This is a genomic window from Pseudomonas sp., assembly GCF_032058845.1.
In the GTDB taxonomy this organism is placed as follows: Bacteria; Pseudomonadota; Gammaproteobacteria; order Pseudomonadales; family Pseudomonadaceae; genus Aquipseudomonas.
On record NZ_DAMCCR010000074.1, the window covers coordinates 1 to 22298 of the forward strand.

Consider the following 22298-nt stretch of genomic DNA (forward strand, 5'->3'; position numbering starts at 1 on the left):
CCGGCGTGTGCCTGAGCCAGCCAAGGATGCCCACCGCTTCACGGCGCACCGCCGCATCGCTGTCGTTCAGTGCGTGCAGCGCAGGCCCGGCAGCTTCAGGCAGGCGCAGCTCGCGCAATGCCCGCAGCGCACTGGCCCGCACGAACCCATCGGCATGCCTGACCCAGGGCAGGATCAACCGCCCCGCCGACAGGCTCTTGAGCTCGCTCAGGCTCTGCGCGGCGGCGAGCCGGACCGGCTCCTGGCTGTCTGCCAGCGCCGCGCACAGGGCCTCGACCACCTCAGGTGCCTCCCAGGCTTCCAGCAAACGCGCCGCTTCACTGCGCACCTGGCCGTCGGCATCGCTGGCGAGTGCTGCCACCAGCCACGGCAGGCCTTCGGGATCTTCAAGGTCGGCCAGCTCGATCAGCGCGATACGGCGCACGCTGGCGTCGGCATCGCGCAGGCGAGGCTGCAGTGCCAGGATGTCAGGATTGTCTGTACTGTTTTGAGTCATAGGGCGATCCGCAACGGAAGATGGTCGGCGCTGGGCAGGCCCAGCGGCGTCAGGCGTGGCAATTCGCGGCCGTCTTCGTGCCGCAACAGGGCCAGGCAATGGCGTTTGAGGTGGGTGAAAGCCGGTGCGGTCAACAGGCTTGCGCGACGCGGGCGCGCAAAATCCAGGCGCAGGTCTTCGATGAAGCGCCCCGGACGCGGGCTCATCACCAGAATCCGGTCGGCCAGAAACAGCGCCTCGTCGATGTCATGGGTGACGAACACCACCGTGGTACGAATCTGCGTCCAGAGGTCGAGCAGCAGCTCCTGCATGCGCGCGCGGGTCTGCGCATCGAGCGCGCCGAAGGGCTCGTCCATCAGCAGCAAACGCGGGCGATTGATCAGCACGCGAGCAATTTCGGCGCGCTGTTGCATGCCGCCCGAAAGCTGGCTCGGCCAGCGTTCGGCAAAATCGGCAAGGCCGACCCGTTGCAGCATGTGCAAGGCGCTTTGGCGGCGTGCGGCATGCCCTTGGCCCTGCATCTTCAGACCGAACGCGACGTTGTCGAGCACGCTGCGCCACGGCAGCAGGGTGTGGTGCTGGAACACCATGCCGCGCTCGGGTGAGGGGCCCTGCACGGCGCGTCCGTCGACCTGCAGATCGCCTGCGCTGGGCACCAGATGCCCGGCCAGGGCGCCCAGCAAGGTCGACTTGCCGCAGCCCGATGGCCCGAGAATGCAGACGAACTCACCGGGCTCGACGGCAAAATCCAGGGCCTGCACTGCCTCGAAGGCCTGCCGCCCCTGGCCCAGCCGTATCGATACGCCCTGCGCGGTAATCCGTCCCGGCTGCTGTGAGGGTGGTTCGAAGCTGTTCATGAACCGGGCCTCGTGCTGCGATACCACGGGGTGGCCATGGCGCCCAGGCGTTTGACCAGCGCGCTGCTGCTCATGCCCAGCACGCCGATCAGCAACATGCCGACAATGATGTCCGGGTAGTTCTGCAAGGTGTATGACTCCCAGGTGTAGTAGCCGATACCGAACTGGCCCGAGATCATCTCGGCGGTCACCAGGCAGAACCACGACGTGCCCATGCCGATCGCCAGCCCGGTGACGATGCTGGGCAGAGCGCCCGGCAGGATCACTTCGCGCAGCACAGCCCACTTCCCTGCACCCAGGCTGCGTGCAGAGGCCACCAGGCGCGGGTCGACGGCTTCCACCCCGTGCACGGTATTGAGCAGGACCGGAAACAACGCCCCGGTGAAGGTGATGAAAACCATCGACAGCTCCGAGGAGGGAAACATCAGGATCGCCAAGGGAATCCAGGCCACGGCTGGAATGGGCCGCAGCACTTCCAGCGGCGGCATCAGCACATCCTCGACCCAGCGCGAGCGGCCGATGACCAGCCCTAGCCCAACCCCGAGCAGCGCCGCGACGGCGTAGCCCGCGAACACCCGTGACAGACTGCTGCCCAGGTGCGCCAGCACCGTATTGGAGGCCAGCAGCTGCCAGGCCGCCGCCAGCACCGACGAGGGCGTGGGCACGTAGGTAAAGGTCAACAGCCCCAGGTCCAGGCGGGTAGTGGCGGCGACCTGCCAGAACAGCAGGCAGGTCAGTAACGAGCCCAGGCGCACGGGCCAACGCTTGAGGTTGCGAATCATTGAGGCGCTCCCATGTCATGGGGTCATGCCCCCGCCGCAAAGGCAGGGGGCCGATCAGTGCTGGGCAACCAGCGTCTGGTTGGCGTGGGTGAAGTCCAGGGCTTCGCCACCGTGGGCCTTGGCGTACTGCTCGGCCTGCCCCTTGAGCAGGAAGGCCGCCAGCTCGCCCTGACCGTTGCGCACGAACCAGGCCTGATTGGCCAGCAGCTTGATGCCGCTGTCGGCAGCCTGGGCGTAGATGGCGCGGATGTCCTTGCCCTCCTGCTCCAGCGCGGCCAATGCAGCCAGCGCCGCCTCAGGTGAAGCGTAGTGACGCACCTTGTCTTCACCCCGCACCCAGATCTGCGCCAGACGGCTGAAATCGGTGATCGGCTTGCCGGTGGTCGCGTCACTGGCCTGCAGTGGCAACGGGTCGTAGTTCTTCAGCGCCTTGTCATAGTCCTGCCCGGCCTGCTTGAACGCGGCGCGGATGTACTGGTCGTCGATGAACTGAGCGGTGTCCAGGCCACGGTCGGTCTTCTTCAACAGCTTGAGCGTGTCGATGGAGGTGGCGACGGCCTGGCGGTACTCGGGTTTCCAGGTCAGGTCACGGGTCTGCAGGCCAAGCGGGCCGTGGAACAGATAATTGACTTCGGCCTCGATGCCGGTGATTTTTTCGATCAGCTCGCTGTACTTCTCCGGCTCGGCCGCGATCAGGCGATCGGCTTCAAGGCTGGCGCGCAGGTACGCGGTGACCACTTCCGGGTACTTTCCAGCGTAATCGCCATCGACCAGCGCGCCATGGAAGGTCGGCGCATTGGCCTGCGAGCCGTCGTAGATCTTGCGAGCGAAGCCGCGGTTGGGGAACAGCTCGGCGAACGGCACGAAGTCGGCATGCGCGTCGATGCGGTTGCTGCGCAGCGCAGAGCCGGCAATCTCCGGCGCCTGGGCAATGATCCGCACATCGCTCTGCGGGTTCCAGCCTTGTGCCGCGATGGCCCGCAGCAGCATGCCGTGGGCGGTCGAGGCGAACGGCACGGAAATGGTCTTGCCTTTGAGCTCGGCCAGCGACTGTACGCTGGAGGCAGCCGGCACCACGATGCCGTTGCCGCTGCCATGCACGCTGCCTGACAACACACTGATGAACACGCTGCGCTTGCCGGCGTCCAGGTGTGCGACACCGTTGAACGAGCCGGGGAAGTCGGCCATGGCGCCAAAGTCGAGCTTGCCGGCCACCATCTCGTTGGTCAGCGGCGCGCCGCTGGTGAAGTTCTTCCATTCGATCTGGTACTGCGCATCCTTGTACTTGCCATCGTGGGGCAGGTATTTCTCCAGCAGGCCAAGCTCGCGTATCAGCAGCCCGCCGGTGGCGCAATTGATGGTGGTGTCCTGCGTGCCAATGGCCACGCGGATGGTCTCGGCGTTGGCGTTGAGGCCAATGCAGGCCAGCGCGAAGCCGGCCACGGTTGTCACAAGGCGCATGGGTGTTCCCCTCGAATCTTTTTTCAAGTATTGGAAGTCGTCTCCGCCACCGGGTGCGGTGGAGGGAAACAAGGGGTAATGCGAGCGCGTCCGGTGGTTCGCCGGATGGCGGGCGTTGCGCGCGTCAGCGCAACAGGTAGGGGATGTCGACCTTGACCGCTCCAGTGGGGCAGTCCTTTTCGCACGGCATGCAGTACCAGCATTCGTCGAAGGCCATGTACGCCTTCTGCGTAGCGGGATTGATCGCCAGCAAGTCCATGGGGCAGACCTCGACGCACACGGTGCAGCCCTTGTCGGCGATGCACTTGTCTTCGTCGATGGTCACCGGCGCGCTGGTGCGAAAGATGATGTCCTGCGGTTGATAGGCCATGTCACGGTGTCCTTGGAGCCTGTGGCTCTCTTGATTTGAAGGGGTCTCTGCGCACTGGGTGAAGGGGGCTGCTCAGGGTTGCAGCACGCCTGGTTCAGGCGGCATCGACCGGTACTCGCAGGCGCTCATAGGCCGTCTGCTCATCGGCATCGAGGGCAATCAGGTACGGTTCGACAGGCTTCTTGAAGCTGGTCATGGCGCCGTCTGCGCCTTTCACCAGATGGCAATGGCAGAACCACTCGCCATCGTTGCGCAGCGGGAAGTCCACCCGATGGTGGTACAGCCCCCAGCGGCTCTCCTCACGGAACAGCGAAGCGCGAGCAGCCATCTCGGCGCAGTCGCGAATGACCGTCACCTCCATGGCGCGCATCAGCTCGTGCGGGTTGCTGGCCTTCATCTGCGCCAGGTCGCGCTCGATCTCGGCGAAGCGGGTCAGGCCGATCTCCATCTTGCGGGTGACCTTGGGCGGCTGCAGGTAGTCGTTGACCATCCGCCGCAGCTTGTATTCGACCTGGGCCGGAGGCAGGCCGTGCTCGCGGTGCAGCGGCGCGAACACCCGCTCGCGCTCGCGCTCGACCTGCGCGGCATCGACCTCGGCCAGTTCGCGGCCGGCGCTGTAGCGGGCGGCATTGACCCCGGCAAACCAGCCGTAGGTAAAGGCGCCGAGCATGTAGTTGTGCGGCACCGCCGCCATGTCACCGGCGGCATACAGGCCCTTGACGCTGGTCTCGGCCTTTTCGTTGACCCACACCCCTGAGGCCGAGTGGCCTGAACAGAAGCCGATCTCCGAGATGTGCATCTCGACCATGTGCTGGCGGTAGTCAGTGCCGCGCCCGGCGTGGAACTGCCCACGGCTGGGCCGCTCGTTGCTGTGCAGGATCTCTTCGATGGTCTGGATGGTTTCCTCGGCCAGGTGGTCGAGCTTGAGGAACACCGGGCCGTTGCCGCCCTCCAGCTCCTGGTGAAACTCCCACATCATCTGCCCGCTCCAGTAATCGCACTCGATGAAGCGCTCGCCCTTGCTGTTGGCGGTGTAGCCGCCCAGCGGGCCGGTCACGTAGGCGCAGGCCGGGCCGTTGTAGTCCTTGATCAGCGGGTTGATCTGGAAGCATTCGAGGTTGGCCAGCTCGGCACCGGCGTGGTAGGCCATGGCATAGCCGTCACCCGCGTTGGTAGGGTTCTCGTAGGTGCCCATCAGATAGCCCGACGAGGGCAAGCCCAGACGCCCCGCCGCCCCGCAGGCCAGGATCACGGCCTTGGCCCGCACCACCTGGAACTCACCCGTGCGGCAGTCGAAGCCCAGCACCCCGGCGGCAGCGCCTTCGTGGTCGAGCAGCACGCGGGTGCAGACCATGCGGTTGGTGATGTCGACCCTTGCGCGCTTGAGCTGGCGGTAGAGCACTTTCTTGATGTCGTGCCCTTCGGGCATGGGCAACACGTAAGCGCCCATGTGATGCACCTTCTTCACCGCATAGTCGCCGGTTTCGTCTTTTTCGAACTTCACGCCCCAGCGGTCGAGCTGCTCGATGGTCTCGAAGCTGTGGGTGGCGTAGGCGTACACGGCGGCCTGATTGACGATGCCATCGTTGGCCACGGTGATTTCCTTGGTGTACTGCTCGGGCGTCGCGTGGCCGGGGATGATGGCGTTGTTCAGGCCATCCATGCCCATGCTGATGGCGCCGCTGCGGCGCACGTTGGCTTTGTCGAGCAGCAGCACGCGCAAGGTCTTGTCCTGCTCCTTGGCCTTGATCGCGGCCATTGGCCCGGCGGTGCCGCCGCCAATCACGATGATGTCGTAGTCCTGGGTCTCGATGGTCATGCCTTGGGCCCCTTCTGGCGGTCGATGCGCAGGCGATACTGGAACGCATCGCCACGGTAGTAGAGGTGCTCGAAGTCCAGCGGCGTACCTTCGGCGGTGTGCGTAAGCCGTTCGATCCGCATGATCGGTGAGCCTTCCTGCACCTCCAGCGCCTGGGTCAGGTCGCTGTCGGCCAGCACCGCGTCGATGGCAAGGTCGGCATGGCCCAAGGCGATGCCGCAGTCGTTCTCCAGCAGCAGAAAGATGTCGCGGGTGACCAGGTCGGCTTTTTCCAGTCGCTCACCCACGGCGTGGGGCAGCCAGGTCAGTTCCAGCGAGACCGGCTCGCGGTTGATCAGCCGAACACGGCGGATCTCGGTCACCAGGCTGCCCTCCTCGACCTGCAGGCGCTGAGCCACCAGCGCACTGGCCGGGACATGACGAAAACTGCGCAGGCGGTTGAGCACCTCATAACCCATTTGCGTCATCGACTCGGCCAGCCCCTGCAGCGTGCTGACGTTCTGAAAGGCCTTGGGCTTGGCGACGAAGGTGCCTTTGCCGTGAATCTTGAAGATCAGCCCTTCCTTTTGCAGGTCGCCCAGGGCCTGGCGCACCGTGATGCGGCTGACATCGAAGGCTTTGCCCAGCTCGTTTTCCGAGGGCATGCGGCTGTGGGGCGGGTAGGTACCGTCCAGAATGCGCTCGCGCAGCAGCGCTTTGAGCTGGGTGTAGAGGGGCACTGGAGAGAGTGGGAGCAGTTCGGCCATGGGGACTCTTCGCGGATGATCTGGCTTGTTATAACAAGTTATGGCGGGAGGTTACCTGTGGCGGGAATGGGTTGAGAAATACCGAGTTTGAATATGGTTATGCAGCAGTGGCTCAAGGATCGCTGGCCAGTGGGCTGGGGCGGCCGGTCCGGCGCTCATGGCGATCCCTCACCGCCGACCTGTCCGCCCTGCCCAACTGCAGTCTGCCGTCCGCAGACCACAGACCACAGACCACAGACCGCAGCGTCTCAGAACGCCTTGTCCAACTCGATCACCAGCGCTCGGTAGCCCACGCTGCCCGGCTGGCGGCTGTGCACCTTGAGCTCGACCAGCACCTCCTGGCTCCCGCGCCGCACCTCGTTGAGCACGGAGGTAGTGAGTTTTTCGGCGGTCAGGAAGCCCACCGATGCCGAATAGATGAACTGGGTATCGGTTTCAGGCCGGTAGGCGACCACGGAAGTCACCGGGCTGTACCACTCCTCGCCCCGTTCCTGCCCATAGGCCCAGACCTGTTCGACCGTGCCCTGGGTCTCGTCGATGCGGTACTCCACCGCCCGGCTGTAGTTGCCGGTGAGTCTGGTCGGGGCAAAATCGCGCCCCCAGCCGTTGTCGAACACCGTCAAGGTGCCCTGCCCGGTCAGCCAGGCGGTGTGCTGGGTCCAGGACCAGTCGAAGCCTTCACTGTGCAACGGCCTGAGCACCTTGGCCTGCAAGGCCTCGGGCCAGCCCTGGGGCGCCGCCAGAATCCACCTGACTGCTTTGTCCCGGCCAATCTTCACCACGCCCTGATGGCGCGCCGAAATGATGATGCTGTCGTCTGCCGGGTCGTAGTCGATGGCATTGACGTGCGCCCAGTTACGCCCGGTACCGACGCCAGGCGTATCGCCAAACGGCAGGTCACCCTCGGCCAGCTCGTTGGCCAGGCGCTCGGCCTGTCTGGCCACGCCCTCGGGCAACTGCACGGCGGCCTTGCCCAGCGTGCCGAGCAGATCGCCGCGGTATGGGTCGAGAATCTGGTTCAGGTCCCAGAAGTCGACCACATCACCGGCTTCGTTGACCTCGATGATGTGGTCACGGATCGAACGCACGCGCTTGCCATCGGGCCGGCGGTAGTCGCTGGTGCCGACACGCAGCAGGTAGGTGCCGTTGGCCGTCTCGCGGATTTCATGGGAAAAGTCGGCGAACTTGTCCGGCAGATTGCGCTGCCACACCCGTCGCCCCAGCAGGTCGAACTTCGAATAGGTCTGGCCCTGGCCCCAGATCAGCTTGCCGTCGCGGGTCTGCTGAAAGCCCATGGTGCCCCCCAGCCCGTCACGGCGGTTGGAGTCATGAATCTGTTCGATGTCGAGGTACCAGCGCACCTCGCCGTTGGTATCGGCGATCCAGTTGTTGCCCACCTGATCCCACTCTGCCGCACCACCCAGGCCGTTCCACTTGAAGGCGCGCGCGCCCGGAATGTCGCCCTGCAAATGGTTGAACAGGTACAGCCGTTGTTCGAAACCCGGCGCGACCTTGATCGGCTCCACCTCGGGCAGGGCCGCCGTCTGGCTGGCGACCACCGGCAAGCGTACGGCAGGCGCATAGATCGCGTAGCGCTCGCGCAGGCGTTCACCTTCCAGCCTGTAGGTGACTTCCACCTGGTTGACGTAATCAGGGTAGAGCCCGAAGACGGGAATTCCGCCATAGGTCCACAGCGAACGGTCGGACACGTCATAGGCGATGTCCACGCCTCGCTCGCCGCGGCCCAGTACGCGCACATGGACGTCGCTCAGGGTACGTCCGCCGTCGCGAATCACGGCCGTCAGCGGGGCCAGCCGATACGGGTTGACCACCACATCACCGAGCAGCGCCTGGCTGCGCTCGGGCACGCGCGCAGTGAGGCAAGCGCCCGTGGGCAGGTCGAGGGGTTGCGTCTTGGCATTCATCGAAAGGCTCCTCAGAAGTCGTAGCGGGCTGTTGCACCAACGGTGCGCGGGGTACCGAGTACGCCGGAATAGCCGCCGTTGGCGGAGTTCCAGAGACTGGTGAAGTAGGTTTTGTCGCCGGCGTTCTTGACCCACAGGGACAGGTCGAGCACACCGTTGTCCTGGTTCAGGCGCACGCCGCCGGAGAGGTTGACGATGGCGTAGCTGGGGATCTGGCCGTACTCGGAATCGTCAAGTGTGCCCACGGCCCGCGAGCGCCAGGCGTAGCTGGCGGTGACATAGGGTTCGATCCGCTCGTCCACCTGCCACGTGTACTGGGTGTTGAGGTTGGCGATGTACTTGGACGCCCCCACCACCTCATGCCCGGTCAGGTCACAGCTGGCAGCGCCTGTGACGAAGCTCACCTCCGGTGCGCACGGCGCATCCTTGTAATCGGTGTAACGCACATCGTTCCAGGAGCCGTTGAGATTCACCGTCAGGCCTTTGATCGGCAGCGCCGTGGCCTCCACCTCCAGCCCCCGCGAACGCACGCTGCCGGCATTGGCCAGGTATTGCACGCGGTTGACCTGGTCGTAGACGTTGGCCTGGTAGCCATGCACGTCGGCCCAGAACAGGTTGGCGTTGAGCAGCAGGCGGCGATCGAGCAGCGTGCTCTTGACCCCCACCTCGGTGTTGTTGATGCGCTCGGTGCCGACGATCAGCGAGTCGGTGCCGGCCGTTGGCGCGGCGCCCACGCTGAGGTTCACGCCACCGGATTTCTCGCCATGAGACAGGCTGGCATAGCCGAGTACATCGTCGGTGAACTGGTAGCTCAGGCTGAGCAGCCCGGAGGGGCTGAAGCTGTACTGGTTGAGGTCGCCCGAATCGTAGGCGCCCACCCGGCCCTGACGCGCCGCCGCCGCACGGCCCGTGACCAGCGCGCCGCCAACCGGCGCATCGCGCGTGACCCAGGCGCTCTTCTGTTCATACGTCCCGCGAATTCCGGCGGTGAGGTCCAGGCGGTCGGTCAGGTGCCAGGTGCCCTGGCCGAACAAGGCATAGCTGTCGGTATCGATGTGTCCATCACTGAGGCTGGTGATGTTGGCCAGGGCACCGTCGGGCGTGGCGCTCCACCCATCCGCCAGCGGGCCGTATTCGTAGACCAGCTGGTTGTCCAGGTCCTGCTTGAAGTAATAGGCGCCCAGCACGTAGTCGAACGCTCCACCGGTGGGCGAGGCCAGGCGAATTTCCTGCGAGTACTGTTTGTCGCGCACCGAAACGCCGGCGTTGTAGTACACCGGCACGTTCAGGCCGTCGTCGTTGCGCGGGGTGAAGTCCCACCAGCGGTAGGCGCTGATGGACGTCAGGGTGAAGTCGTTGGGCAAGGTCCAGTTGGCTTCCAGCGACGTGCCGCCCTGGAACACCGTGACGTGCTGCCTGGCGTCGAGGTTGACCTTGCGCTGCTTGCCGTCCACCAGCGTGGCGCCGGCTCGGGCGGCGAGGGTTTCGTAGCGGTTCACCCCGTTGATGGTCGGGCCGGTGCTGAACAGCGCCAGGGTGCCGTTATCGGAGTCTTCTTCGTTGTACTCGCCGATCCAGCGCAGGTTGAACGTTTCGCTGGGCTGGAACAGCAACTGGGTGCGAAAGCCCTGACGCTTGCCGCCGTTGAGGTCGTCACCGTTGTAGACGTTCTTCACATAGCCGTCGTCTTCGGTGCGATAGGCACTGATGCGCCCGGCGAGGGTGTCGGTGAGCGGGCCCGAGAAGCTGCCCTGGGTCTGCCAGTAGCCGTCTTCACCGAGCGACGACTGGATGCTGCCTTCGCGCTGGAAGGTGGGCTTGCGGGTGGTGATGTTGAGCACGCCTGCAGTGGTGTTCTTGCCGAACAAGGTGCCTTGCGGGCCGCGCAGCACTTCGAGCTGATCGACATCGAGCAGGTCGAACACCGCCATGCCGGGGCGGCCCAGGTAGACGTTGTCCAGGTACACCCCCACGCTGCCTTCCAGGCCATCACTGGCCGGGTTGTTGCCCAGGCCGCGGATGGCAATGCTCGACTGGCGGGCATGGAAGTACGACACGTTGGTGCTGGGCACCAGTTGCTGGATGTCCTGCACGCGGTAGATGCGCTGGGTTTCCAGCGTCTCGCTGCCCAGCACGCTGATCGCGGTGGGCACGCTTTGCGAGGTTTCCTCACGGCGCCGGGCATTGACGGTCACAGTGCCCAGTTGTGCTGTCTGATCCGTCGCAGGCTTGGCGCTGACGGCAGGGTTCTCAGCGGCGGCGGTTTGGCCAGAACCGAACAGCGCCAACAGCGTGGCGGCCGCCAGGGGTTGAAGGGTAAAGACCGAGGCACGACTCGGCCACTTGCAGGTTCGGGACATCGAAAGCTCCTTGAGGCGTAAGCACCAGGCGAGCATTTCCGTTGGCGGAACCGAATCGCGGGCAGAATCTATATTCTTTATAGGTCTATAAATATTTTTAAATCATATTTCATGGAATAAGTAAGACCCTTTATAAGTGGCTCAACCCCCCTTCTTCAATTGCATTCCACCGAAAGTTTCCATGTAGAAAATGCATATAGACCTGCGCCAGCTCCGCCACTATGTCGCCCTTGTCGAACACCGCAGTTTCGTCGCGGCAGCGGCTGCGGTGAACCTTTCGCAATCAGCGTTCAGCCGCAGCATCCAGACCCTGGAGCACAATATCGGCTGTCGTCTGGTCGACCGCGGCAGCAAAGACCTCGAGCCCACCCGGCAGGGTTTGCTGGTGCTCGAACATGCCCGGCGCCTGATGCATGGCGTGCATGACCTGACCACTGAAATCAGTCAGTTCAATGGCGCCACCACCGGGGTGGTGCGCTTCGGCAGCGGCCCCGCACCGGCCGGCGGCCTGGTGCCCCGGGCGGTCGCCCGGTTCGTGACTGAATTCCCCTCCGCGCGTGCCTGTTTCCAGGTGGATAACTGGCAGGCGCTGCACCGCAAGCTGGTGGCGGAAGAGATCGAATTTTTCGTCGCCGACACGCGCCAGTTCGAGAGCGATCCGGACTACACCGTGCAGCGTTTGCAGCCGCAGCGCTGGCACTTCTGCTGCCGTGTGGGCCATCCGCTGACCGAACAACCGCAGGTGCTGGCGCGTGAGTTGTTCGACTACCCGCTGGCCACCACCTTTCGCCCGCCAGCAATTCGCAAGGTGCTGTGCGACTTGAGCGGGCGCCCGGACTTCCTGCCCAGCGTGGAATGCGAACACAGCTACGCGCTGCTCAACGTGGTGCTGCAGTCCAACACCATCGGTATTGCCTGCCATGGCAACCTGCGACCCTATCGAATGGAGCAGGGGCTGGTGGCCTTGACCTTGGCAGACCTCACGCCAGTGCAAGCGGCGTCGTTCTATACCCACTACGGGATCGTCACCCGCGCCCACTACCGCTTGTCGCCCTTGGCCAAGGGGCTGGTCAAACAGCTGATGGCCTGCGATGGAGAGGATGACGTGTCAGCCGTCACGGCGCCCACGGCGGAATCTGATGCATGACCAGGCGGCACACATGAAAAACCCCTGGTTGCACAAGGCGCCCAGGGGTCAGAACGTTGCGGCTGATCCGCGTGGCGTTGTTCAGCCCTTGCGAATCGTGCGGCTGAGTTGCCCGTCGACACCGACCGGCACCTCACCGGCCAAGGTGACACGGCGCACCACACGGTCCTGGGTGCCATAGTCATCCACCGCGTAGTGCTGGGTGGCGCGGTTGTCCCAGATCGCCACATCGCCCGCTTGCCAGCGCCAGCGCACGGTGTTTTCCAGGCGCGTCACATGGCTTTGCAGCAACGAGAACAGGTGCGCTGAATCGGACGTCGAATAACCCTTGATGCGTTTGACGAAGTGCCCCAGTTGCAGCGCGCGCTCACCGCTCAGCGGGTGTACGCGCACTACGGGATGCTCGGTTTCGTACACCGTTGAGGTGAACACCTTGCGGTAGCGTTCAAGCTTGTCGGCGCTGACGTCCGGGCGAATCACCGAATAGTCGTAATCGTTGCTGTGCACTGCCCAGAGCTGGTCGGCCAGTTCTTGCAGCGCAGGCGGCAGGCCCGCATAGGCACTGGCGGTGTTGGCCCACACGGTGTCGCCACCTGAAGCCGGCGCCACTACGCTGCGCAGCACCGAGGCTTTCGGATACGCGTCGACGAAGGTCACATCGGTATGCCACGACGACGCACGCTGGCCTTGCGCACCGTCGAGTTCGAGCACGTAGTGCGTGCCGTCGACCACCGGCACGGTGGGGTGGGCGACCGGCTCGCCGAGCAAGGTGGCGAACGTCTCTTGCTGTTGATCGTCCAGGTGCTGTTGCTGGCGGAAGAAGATCACCTTGTACTGCAGCAAGGCAGCCTGGATGGCATCGATGGTGTCCGGGTCCAGGTCGGCAGACAGCTTCACATCGCGGATCTCGGCGCCAATGCGTCCGCCAATCGGGTGAATGTCCAGGTGGACGGTGTGCGGCGCGGTGGCCAGTGCGGCAGTGCTCATGGGGTAGTCCTCAGTCGGGTCATTGGGTGGCGGGCGAAAGGTCAGCGGGCGGCCTGGGTGGCCTGGGTCTGTTGCAGTGCAGCGTCGAGAAAACGGGGTTCGATCCAGTCGGCGACCTGGAACCCTCGGCGAATCAGGCGCTCCTTGGCGGCCAGGTCGACGCCTTGCTGCAGCAGGTCGACGAATTCGGCGTCCAGACGGGGATCGAAGTAGTGCGCCAGGTCCTCGGTGGCCAGATCGCTCTGCAGCACGCGCTTGGGCCAGTTGGCCGTGGTGGCGACGAGGTCTACGTAGGCCTCGCGATTGTTCTCGTCACGCAGCCAGGCCACGGCGGTCTGCTGGGCCTTGACGACCCGTGCGACGATCTCGGGGTACTGGCGGATGAAGTCACCGGTGCCCAGCAACACGGCCTGGGTACTGCCCGCGCCTTGCAGGTCGCGTGAATTGATCGGCAACTCGACCAGCCCGCGGTCGCGCAGCGAGAGCAGGTTGGACAGGCCCCAGGTGGCATCGATCTGGCGCGCTGCGAGGGCGGCATTCGAGGCGTTGAAGTCGAGGTTGATCACCTTCAGGTCGCGCTCGGTCAGGCCTTGGCTGGCCAGCGCGCTGGCGAAGGACAACTGATTGGCAGTGCCGCGGAACACTGCAACGCGTTTGCCCTTGAGGTCCTGCAGGGTCTTGATGCCCGAACCTGGGACGACGCCCAGGTAGCTCTTCACGCCCCGCACCCCGGCGGACAGCACGCGGGTGTCGAGGCCGCTGGCCTTGCCGATGATCGCCGCCAAGTCGCCGAGGTAGGCGAAGTCCGCTTGCTGGTTGGCCAGTGCCTCGTTGACCACCGGCCCCGCGCCCTTGAAGAACAGCCACTGGATGCGAATACCATCGCGGGCGAATTCCTTTTCCAGCAACTGCTGATCGCGCAGCACGTCCACCACCCCGCCGGCACTGGGCTTGCTGCCAGCGCTCAGGTCAGGCACGGCGATGCGGATGACCTCGGGTTGCTGGCGCTGTTCGGCGTGTGCGCGCTCGGCGTGTCCGGCCAAGGAGGCAGTGACGATCAGCGCCAAGGCAAAGACGCTGGCAATGTGACGAAGAGGAGTGGGCATGCTCGGGTTCCTGGCGGTCTGCCGCCGGCGGCACCGGCGTGATGAGGCCAACACTAGGCACGCAGACTTAGAACCTACAAAGATCAAAACCCTATTTTTAAATACCCGAAATGCATAAACGAGCATTCATGCGGCCTTGCGCCTCACGTGCAGGCAACGCATGAAAACTATGAGAAATATGCAACGACAGGCACCTTCCACGCACTCGCCCCGCCATGCTCTTATGCCCAGATCGTATTAATTGAAATTTTTAATTACTTGAAGGCATAAGCCATGCACTGTTTGAACTATGAGCTTGCCACGCTCGAACCCGGCGAAACGGCAATGGAAACGGTCGAGATCGCGTCCGACCGCGTTCAGGTGCTTCGGCACTTCAACCCCGATTTCGACCGTGCAGAGCTTCGCAGTTACCCGGTTCAGCCAGCGCCTGCCGCGTACTCGAGAGGTATTCCATGAGCCAGACCGTGCCCAGCTCCGCGCCCCTTGGCGGCAGGCAAGTGCCATGGCGCCGCGTGCGCATGCCGATCCAGGTACTGCCGTGGCTGCTGCCGTTGGCCATCGCAGCCTTATGGCAGGCGGCCAGCCATGGACATTGGATGAGCGAGCAGATCCTGCCGGCGCCTTCGCTGGTCTGGCAAAGCGCCCTGGAGTTCGGCACTGGCGAGCTGTGGGCGCACCTGTGGATCAGCGTGCAACGGCTGTTCTGGGGCCTGGCGGCGGGCATTGCCGGTGGCTTGCTGCTCGGCAGCTGGCTGGGAGGCTCGCGTCGCGCCCAGACACTGGTGCTGCCGACGTTCATTGGCCTGGCGCAGATCCCGACCCTGGCCTGGATTCCGCTGTTCATGCTGTTTTTCGGCATTGGCGAGCTGCTCAAACTCGTGGTGTTGATCAAAGCGGTGATCGTGCCGGTGACACTGCACACCCTGGTCGGCGTGCGCGATGCCCAGCCGAAACTGCGCGAGGCGGCTGCGACCCTGCGCCTGCCCGCACACCTGGTGTTTCTGAGGCTGTTGCTGCCTGCGGCCTTGCCGTCTTTTCTCGCGGGAGTACGCCTGGCGCTGGCTGCCGGCTGGACATCGCTGCTCGCCGTCGAGCTGTTGGCCTCCAGCGAAGGCATCGGCTATCTGATGGTCTGGGGACGGCAGCTGTTCATGCTCGATCTGGTGTTGCTGTGCATCGTGGTCATCGGCGTGATCGGGGCGCTGATGGACCGGGGCTTTACCGCCCTTGAGCGACGCGCCTTGTACTGGCCGCAGCCGGCAACAGGGGAGCGTGCTCAGGGTCCGATCGCGCGCGGTGCGTCGAGCCTGATCGTGCCGGTACTGTTGCTGGCGCTCTGGCAAATCACCGTCAGCGTGGGCTGGGTGGATCGCAACATCCTGGCCTCGCCACTCAATGTACTGACCAGCCTCGGCGCTGGCCTGGCCGATGGGTCACTGGTCGAGGCCCTGCGCCTGAGTCTGCAACGGGCATTGACAGGGTTGCTGTTCGGCGGCGTTGCGGGGCTTGTCGTGGGCATGCTGCTGGCGCTGTCGTTCAGCGCCGAGCGGCTGTTGGGCCCCAGCCTGTCGGCGTTGCGCCAGGTGGCGCTGTTCGCCTGGGTGCCGCTGCTCACGGCCTGGTTCGGCCTGGGCGAGGCGACCAAGATCGTGTTCGTGTCGCTGGCCGCGTTCTTCCCCTTGCTGATCGCCACGCAGCGCGGCATTGCCAACCTGTCTCCACAACTGGATGAAGCCGCCCATGTCATGCGCCTGAGCCTGCCCAAGCGCTTGCGCCTGCTGCTGTTGCCAGGCGCCGCACCGGCCATTTTCGCAGGCCTGCGCCTGTCCTTGATCTACGCCTGGTTGGGCACCATCGGCGCCGAATACTTCATGCCCTCGAACGGCGGTATCGCCAGCCTGATGCTGGGCGCTCAACAACTGTTTCGCATGGACCAGGTCATGGCCGCCATGCTGCTGATCGGTGTGATCGGCGCAGCGCTCGGCCACTTGGGTCAACGTCTGGAATCGCGCGCTACGCGCTGGAGAACCGCATGAATGCTCTGATCACCCCGGCCCTGACTGCAGCCAGTCAACCGCACCACACACCGCCCCTGGTCAGCTTCGAGCAGGTGAGCAAATCGTTCACGGTGGACGGGCAGGCGCTGGAAGCCATTCGCGACTTCAATCTCGCCATCAATGAAGGCGAATTCATCGCCATCGTCGGTTCATCGGGCTGCGGCAAGTCGACCTTGCTGCGCTTGCTGGTGGGGCTGGACACGGCGTTCAGCGGCAGCATCCAGGTAGACGGCCAGCGGGTAACCGGCATCGGTGGCGAGCGTGGAATCGTGTTTCAGGAGCACCGCCTGTTCCCATGGCTGACGGTTCAGCAAAACATCGCCCTGGGGCTGGTCAACGAGCCACTGACCGCCGGTGAGCGGGCCCGACGCATCCATGAGCACGTGCTGCTGGTCGGGCTATCGGGCTTCGAGACCGCCTACCCGCATCAGCTCTCTGGCGGCATGGCCCAACGCGTGGCCATCGCCCGCGGGCTAGTGGCCAGCCCGCGTATCCTTCTGCTCGACGAGCCGTTCGGCGCGCTGGATGCCCTGACCCGTCAGCAATTGCAGGATGAGCTCCTGGCGATCCGTGAGCGTTCCGGCATCACCACCTTGCTGGTCACTCACGATGCCGAAGAAGCCACCTACCTGGCGGATCGCGTGGTGGTGCTCGAACCACGTCCGGGCCGCATAAAGGCTGTGGTCGACATCGACCTGCCGCACCCTCGCCAACGCACCGGCGTTGCGCTGCATACGCTGCGCGAGAAGGTGCTGCACCAGATCACCGGCGATGAGGGCTATCGCACGCCAGCGCCTGCACGGGTCGAAGGGCTGCGGCCGGAGTTGATTGCGCTGTAGGCGATGACTCGACCAGCAAAGCCGTGCAGGGGCCTGCCGCGTCGGGAAAAGCCTACGAATCAAGGCAATGGACGCGATGGGTAGACATGGGTATCATTGCGCCGCGTTGCACTCGTAGCTCAGCTGGATAGAGTATTGCCCTCCGAAGGCAGTGGTCGTGGGTTCGAATCCCGCCGAGTGCGCCATCTATTTCGCCACGTTCGTGGCACTGCGTTGCCAACACCGCTTTTGGGTGGGTATACGCACTCGCAAACGGCCCCGCTGATCTCGATTGGCGGGGCCGTTTGCGTTTCGGATTTCAGCACGCTGCAATAGACCCGTTGGCCATCCTGCCAAGCGCGTTCTGCCAACGTGAGAGGGCGATTCCTCCAAGAGTTGCTTGCACGCCTGACCCCACCGGCGGCCTCGATCCACACTTGCTGGCGAATCGTCTTGCCCATGGCGTTTTTCAATCAAGTCGATGCCGTTTTCTGCGTTGCCGCCGTGCGCGTGGTCTAGGATGCTTGCGTGACCGGCGAGCGATCGCTGACCCCACCCCGTAGAGGCCCGTATGAAAAACGTCGAACACATCCTCAAGGCCAAATCCGAACACCAGACGGTCTATACCATCGGTCCGGACGAATCCGTGCTGCAAGCGCTCAAGCTGCTCGCCGAAAAGAACATCGGTGCGCTGCCGGTGGTTGAAGCGGGTCAGGTGGTGGGTATCGTCAGTGAGCGGGACTACGCACGCAAACTGGTGCTCAAAGGTCGTTCCTCCGCGGTAACGCCGGTGCGCGAGATCATGAGTGCCCCGGTGGTCTTCGTCGAACCCAAGCACAACCTCGAATACTGCATGAACCTGATGACCAACCGTCACCTGCGTCACCTGCCGGTGGTGGATAACGGGGAGCTGCTGGGGCTGCTGTCGATTGGCGACCTGGTGAAGGAAACCATTGCCGAGCAGGCGGGGCTGATCATCAAGCTGGAGCAGTACATTCGCGGCGAATGAGCGCCAGCGCTCAGTGGTAGGCGCGCTCCAGCTCGTCGAGCTGATGATCGAAGCGCCTGAGCCGCGCTGACCAGGTGTAGACCAGCACTTCCAGGTCTCGGCTGAGCACCGCCGTAGCGCCGCCGCGAGCACTGGATGGCTCGCCCATGTCCAGTTGATAGCGGTCACGCGCCATGGCAGTGGCAACACTGGACAGGTCACGGGCGTTGGCCAGCCAATGGTGGTGGGGGTCGTGAACTTCCCGATCCAGCGCCCTGCATTGGCACTTGAGCGCCTCCAGGCTCTGTTCGAGTGGCGTGCCCTTGAGCTCGCCCATGACTTCTTCGAAGGTGCGACCGGAGTGCCAGTAGCTGCCCCAGAAATAGCGATCGAACACGGTTTCGACCCGGCGCAGCGCTACCTTGGTGTTCCAGATCGTCACCAGGGTATGGCCTTGACGGACTTCACGGCGGTTCAGCCTGAGAAATTGCCAGGCGATCCAGCTCAGCGCCACCAGAGCACCGGCGATCGACAGCAAGGCGACGGCTTGCAGAAACTGCACCGCGTGGCTCAGTTGCAAGGCATGGTGAATACCATGGAAATAACCGGCGGTGACGGTGCCCAGCACCAGCAGGGCACACCAGAATGCAGGTGCGTAGGGGTCCTTCATGGCGCCTCCCCCATTGGGTTTTCCTGAGCATAGCAATGCCTTCGGAACGACAGAGGCGCCGCTGGGCGGTTATTTGTTGGGTTCGTGCAACGCCACGTTCAACTGGTCGATGATCGGAATCCAGTCGGAGTCAGCGGTGTAGTTTTCCTTGAGGAAAGCACGCTGACCTTCACTCCAGAACGGCGCGTCAACCAGCTTGACGGCGTCATCGAGCGGCCCATGGGTGGTGATGAACTGCTGAATCTCTTCGGGCTCGTCGCCAATGCCTAGCTGCTTGAACAGGTCGGGATAGGTAGGAATCGGTGCGTCCATGTTGCCTCCACTGCGCCGGCCCGAGGGTGTCGGGCACATTGGCGGGTTTACGTCGGGGCGGGCGGTTGCCACACCCCCTGGAACGTAGACAGCAATGGACCGGGCATAGGTTCCTGAAATCTTCCCTTACAGCGGCGCGCGGCGCAGTGTGGCCAGGAAGGTCGCGGCACCGAGGAACAGCCCGGCGAAGGTTCGGTTGAGGCGTTTCTGCTGACGCGGCGTACGCAGCAGACGCAGCACCCGTGACGCCAGCCCCGTATAGCCGGCCATTACCAGCAGATCGACGCTGACCATGGTGGCAGCGATGGTGAGGTACTGCGCCAGCAAGGGCGCGTGCGGGTTGATGAATTGCGGCAGCACCGCCAGCATGAACACCAGCGCCTTGGGGTTGCTGACATTCACGAGAAAACCTCGCGCCACCAGCACCCGTGGCTTGCCCAAGGGGCGAATGCCGGCATCGTCGCTCATGTCCATCGGCAAGGCGCGCCACTGCCGATAGGCGAGGTACACCAGGTAGCCCACGCCAAACCACTTGATGACCTGGAAGGCGGTCGCCGAGGCCGCAAGGATTGCGCCTACACCGGCCGCAATCACAGCGATCTGCACGACCAGGCCAAGTTGCAGGCCCAAAGCGTTCCAGTAGCCGCGCCAGAAACCATATTGCAGGCCGCTGGACATCGAGGCGATTGCCCCGGCGCCCGGAGAAAGGCTGATCACCCAGCACGCGGCGAAGAACGCCAACCAGGTTTCAATCGTCATCACACACCTCGAACAAGAGATTTTGCAAAACGTTACGCTAAGCCGCCACGCCGCAAAGCGCCAGCGCTTTGAAGCGCCGATGCGGCCTCGCTCGACCGTTCCAGGCTGAGCGAGGGGCGGTGCACCTCAAGACAAAGCTTCGAGTTCGGCCTGCATCGCCTCAAGGGTTTCCAGCGCTTCCATCCACGCCTCTTCCAACTCACTCTCACGTTGCTTGAGGGTGGTCTGGCGCGCCAGCAGCTCGCGCAGCTGATCCTTGCGGGCGGCCTCGTACAGACCGCTGTCGCCAAGCGCAGTCTCGATCTCGGCAAGCTTGCTATGGACCTGGCCCAGCTCGGCTTCGAGCTTGTCCGCGGTGCGCTTGTGCGGCGCCAGTTGCTGACGCAGGGCTGCGGCGGCCTGGCGCTGGGCCTTCTTGTCGGTCTTGTCCGGATTACCCGCGCTGGTGCTGGCCGGAGCGCTGCGCTGACGGTAATCCAGCAGCCAACGGCTGTAGTCTTCGAGGTCACCTTCGAAGCTCTCGACCTTGCCGTCAGCGACCAGCAGGAAGTCATCGGTGGTGCTCTTGAGCAGATGACGGTCGTGCGAGACCACCACCACGGCGCCGCTGAATTCCTGCAGCGCCATGGTCAGGGCCAGGCGCATTTCCAGGTCGAGGTGGTTGGTGGGCTCATCGAGCAGCAGCAGGTTCGGCCGCTCCCAGGCAATCAGCGCCAGGGCCAGGCGCGCCTTCTCACCACCGGAGAAATTCAGCACCGGCTCGTCGACGCGATTGCCATGAAAATCGAACCCTCCGAGGAAGTCGCGCAGGGTTTGCTCGCGTTCGCCCGGGGCCAGGCGCTGCAGGTGCAGCAACGGGCTGGCCTTGTCATCGAGCGAGTCGAGCTGATGCTGGGCGAAGTAGCCGACCGCCAGGTTCTCGCCACGCACCAATCGCCCGCCGATGGGCTGCAGTTCGCCTGCAAGGTTCTTGATCAGGGTGGACTTGCCCGCGCCGTTGGGGCCCAGCAGGCCAATGCGCGCGCCGGGGACCAACTGCAGCTTGACCTTGTCGAGGATCACCTTGTCGGCATAGCCGAGGCGGCCTTCGGACAGATCGAGCAAAGGGTTGGACAACTTGTGCGACTCGCGGAAGACGAAGTCGAACGGCGAATCAACGTGGGCAGCCGACAACTCCTCCATGCGCTCTAGTGCCTTGATCCGGCTCTGCGCCTGGCGTGCCTTGGTGGCCTGGGCCTTGAAGCGGGCAATGTACTTTTCCATGTGCGCGCGCTGGGCCTGCTGCTTCTCATAGGCTTGTTGCTGCTGCGCCAGACGCTCGGCGCGGGTGCGCTCGAACGCGCTGTAGCCGCCTTTATAGAGGTTCAGCTTGCGTTGCTCGACGTGCAGCACGTGGTCGACCACTGCGTCGAGGAAATCCCGGTCGTGGGAAATCAGCAGCAGCGTGCCGGGGTAGCCTTTGAGCCAGTCTTCGAGCCAGAGGATGGCATCGAGGTCCAGGTGGTTGGTGGGCTCGTCGAGCAGCAGCAGGTCAGACGGGCACATCAGCGCCTGGGCCAGGCTCAGGCGCATCCGCCAGCCGCCGGAAAAGTCACCGACACGCCGGTCCATCTGTTCGTTGCTGAAGCCAAGGCCGGCCAGCAGCTTGCGCGCGCGAGCGTCGGCGGTGTAGCCGTCGGCGCTGTCGAATTCGCTGTGCAGACGTGCCAGTGCGGTGCCGTCGTGCGCCTGCTCGGCCGCCTCGAGCTCGCCCTGGACCTGGCGCAAGCGCAGGTCACCATCGAGTACATAATCGATGGCCACGCGGTCGAGCGTATCGACCTCCTGACGCATGTGCGCGATGCGCCAGTCGGCAGGCAGCAGGCAGTCGCCGCCGTCGGGCGACAACTCGCCACGCAGCAAGGCGAACAGGCTGGATTTACCGGCGCCGTTGGCACCGATCAGGCCGGCTTTGTGACCGGTGTGCAGGGTCATTTCGGCGCCATCTAGCAGGCGCTGAGGACCACGCTGTAAAGTGAGGTTGGATAGTCTGATCATGATGGTCGCGGAGTCTACCAGCTTCCTCGACCCTATAGTGCGAGCTCGACCATGCCCCCTGATCTGTGGAATTACGCCTTGGCGCTGTATGGCCGGCGCGGCGTCGAAGCGGCCTGCTTGCAGTTGCAGAACGAGGGTGCCGACGTGTGCCTGCTGCTGTGCGCCTGTTGGCTGCAGGCGCACCAGGTAGCCCCCACGCAAGACCGTGCAACGGCGCTACGAAGGGTTAGCGAACCCTGGCAACACGAAGTGATTGCACCCTTGCGTGAACTGCGCCAGCGCTGGAAAGCCCAGGCGCAGCATGACCCGCAATGGGCGGGGCTGCGTGGGCGTATCAAGGGGCTTGAACTGGAGGCTGAGCAGGTGCTGCTGGAGCGTCTGGCGCACTGTGCGAGCGCGTGGCCTGCAGCGCAGGCGCCAGCCGGGGATTGGCTGGCGTTGCTGTCACCGGCGCTTGCTGACGGTGCCGCGCTGAATACGCTGCGCGGCGCCGCCGGCTCGCTTCAGGAGCCGGAAGACTGAGTCGCGTCTGCCGAGGTGGCCGGTGCGGTATCAGCCGTGCTGGTCGCCGCTGCGGCAACAGGCTTGGCAGCAGGCTTGC

Annotated in this window: 20 protein-coding genes and 1 tRNA gene; 6 read left to right on the plus strand and 15 right to left on the minus strand. The window is 64.2% G+C overall.

The features are described 5' to 3' along the window. The 9 genes from RT028_RS14420 to RT028_RS14460 all read right to left on the minus strand — a co-directional run. Positions 1–496, minus strand: a 496-nt coding sequence (locus RT028_RS14420; protein ID WP_312935806.1) for a HEAT repeat domain-containing protein, incomplete at its 3' end; no start/stop codon positions are given. Continuing rightward, positions 493–1353: an ABC transporter ATP-binding protein gene (locus RT028_RS14425; RefSeq protein WP_312935807.1), complete on the minus strand. Its 861-nt coding sequence runs from the start codon at positions 1351–1353 to the stop codon at positions 493–495. The genes RT028_RS14425 and RT028_RS14420, both read right to left, overlap by 4 nt. Next, complete coding sequence (locus RT028_RS14430; RefSeq protein WP_312935808.1) at positions 1350–2135, minus strand: ABC transporter permease; 786 nt, start codon at positions 2133–2135, stop codon at positions 1350–1352. The genes RT028_RS14425 and RT028_RS14430 overlap by 4 nt, the downstream gene beginning before the upstream one ends. Before the next feature lie 54 nt (positions 2136–2189). After that, a complete protein-coding gene (locus RT028_RS14435) occupies positions 2190–3596 on the minus strand; it encodes an ABC transporter substrate-binding protein (RefSeq protein ID WP_312935809.1) in 1407 nt (468 codons plus the stop codon). Between the two features lie 124 nt (positions 3597–3720). Next, positions 3721–3966, minus strand: coding sequence for a ferredoxin family protein (locus tag RT028_RS14440; protein ID WP_312935810.1), 246 nt, complete (start codon positions 3964–3966; stop codon positions 3721–3723). Positions 3967–4060: 94 nt separating this feature from the next. Further along, the gene (locus RT028_RS14445; RefSeq protein WP_312935811.1) at positions 4061–5785 is read right to left on the minus strand and encodes a fumarate reductase/succinate dehydrogenase flavoprotein subunit; all 1725 of its coding nucleotides are present in this window, start codon (positions 5783–5785) and stop codon (positions 4061–4063) included. Continuing rightward, positions 5782–6531, minus strand: coding sequence for a GntR family transcriptional regulator (locus RT028_RS14450; protein WP_312935812.1), 750 nt, complete (start codon positions 6529–6531; stop codon positions 5782–5784). Before RT028_RS14450 ends, RT028_RS14445 begins: the two co-directional genes overlap by 4 nt. A gap of 248 nt (positions 6532–6779) precedes the next feature. After that, positions 6780–8456 (minus strand): aryl-sulfate sulfotransferase, encoded by a 1677-nt coding sequence (locus RT028_RS14455; RefSeq protein WP_312935813.1) that lies wholly within the window; start codon positions 8454–8456, stop codon positions 6780–6782. An 11-nt stretch (positions 8457–8467) separates the two neighbouring features. Then, on the minus strand, positions 8468–10816 hold the full coding sequence (locus RT028_RS14460) for a TonB-dependent receptor (RefSeq protein WP_312935814.1): 2349 nt from the start codon (positions 10814–10816) through the stop codon (positions 8468–8470). A gap of 190 nt (positions 10817–11006) precedes the next feature. Between RT028_RS14460 and RT028_RS14465 the strand changes: the two genes are divergently transcribed. Then, positions 11007–11963 carry a LysR family transcriptional regulator gene (locus RT028_RS14465; protein WP_312935815.1) on the plus strand — a complete coding sequence of 319 codons (957 nt, stop codon included), beginning with the start codon at positions 11007–11009 and terminating at the stop codon, positions 11961–11963. A gap of 81 nt (positions 11964–12044) precedes the next feature. Here RT028_RS14465 and RT028_RS14470 read toward each other — a convergent pair whose 3' ends face one another. Both RT028_RS14470 and RT028_RS14475 read right to left on the minus strand, forming a co-directional pair. Next, positions 12045–12950, minus strand: a complete 906-nt coding sequence (locus RT028_RS14470) for a TauD/TfdA family dioxygenase (RefSeq protein ID WP_312935816.1) — start codon at positions 12948–12950, stop codon at positions 12045–12047. Positions 12951–12991: 41 nt separating this feature from the next. Further along, complete coding sequence (locus RT028_RS14475) at positions 12992–14056, minus strand: ABC transporter substrate-binding protein (protein ID WP_312935817.1); 1065 nt, start codon at positions 14054–14056, stop codon at positions 12992–12994. A 452-nt stretch (positions 14057–14508) separates the two neighbouring features. Between RT028_RS14475 and RT028_RS14480 the strand changes: the two genes are divergently transcribed. From RT028_RS14480 to RT028_RS14495, 4 genes are all read left to right on the plus strand, one after another. Next, entirely contained in the window at positions 14509–16092 is a 1584-nt protein-coding gene (locus RT028_RS14480; protein ID WP_409567257.1) for an ABC transporter permease, read from the plus strand. Next, on the plus strand, positions 16089–16952 hold the full coding sequence (locus RT028_RS14485; RefSeq protein WP_312935818.1) for an ABC transporter ATP-binding protein: 864 nt from the start codon (positions 16089–16091) through the stop codon (positions 16950–16952). The genes RT028_RS14480 and RT028_RS14485 overlap by 4 nt, the downstream gene beginning before the upstream one ends. A 108-nt stretch (positions 16953–17060) precedes the next feature. After that, positions 17061–17137 (plus strand) — tRNA-Arg (locus tag RT028_RS14490). Positions 17138–17502: 365 nt separating this feature from the next. Then, positions 17503–17940 carry a CBS domain-containing protein gene (locus RT028_RS14495; RefSeq protein WP_312935819.1) on the plus strand — a complete coding sequence of 146 codons (438 nt, stop codon included), beginning with the start codon at positions 17503–17505 and terminating at the stop codon, positions 17938–17940. A gap of 10 nt (positions 17941–17950) precedes the next feature. Here RT028_RS14495 and RT028_RS14500 read toward each other — a convergent pair whose 3' ends face one another. From RT028_RS14500 to RT028_RS14515, 4 genes are all read right to left on the minus strand, one after another. Further along, positions 17951–18589 carry an NADH:ubiquinone oxidoreductase subunit N gene (locus RT028_RS14500; RefSeq protein WP_312935820.1) on the minus strand — a complete coding sequence of 213 codons (639 nt, stop codon included), beginning with the start codon at positions 18587–18589 and terminating at the stop codon, positions 17951–17953. Between the two features lie 69 nt (positions 18590–18658). Further along, positions 18659–18901, minus strand: a complete 243-nt coding sequence (locus tag RT028_RS14505) for a DUF2789 domain-containing protein (RefSeq protein WP_312935821.1) — start codon at positions 18899–18901, stop codon at positions 18659–18661. Positions 18902–19027: 126 nt separating this feature from the next. Then, positions 19028–19660: a LysE family transporter gene (locus RT028_RS14510; protein WP_312935822.1), complete on the minus strand. Its 633-nt coding sequence runs from the start codon at positions 19658–19660 to the stop codon at positions 19028–19030. Positions 19661–19786: 126 nt separating this feature from the next. After that, positions 19787–21697, minus strand: a complete 1911-nt coding sequence (locus tag RT028_RS14515) for an ATP-binding cassette domain-containing protein (protein ID WP_312935823.1) — start codon at positions 21695–21697, stop codon at positions 19787–19789. A 51-nt stretch (positions 21698–21748) separates the two neighbouring features. Here RT028_RS14515 and RT028_RS14520 point away from each other — a divergent pair, with 51 nt between their 5' ends. Continuing rightward, complete coding sequence (locus RT028_RS14520) at positions 21749–22219, plus strand: TIGR02444 family protein (RefSeq protein WP_312935824.1); 471 nt, start codon at positions 21749–21751, stop codon at positions 22217–22219. The last annotated feature ends 79 nt before the right edge of the window (positions 22220–22298 follow it).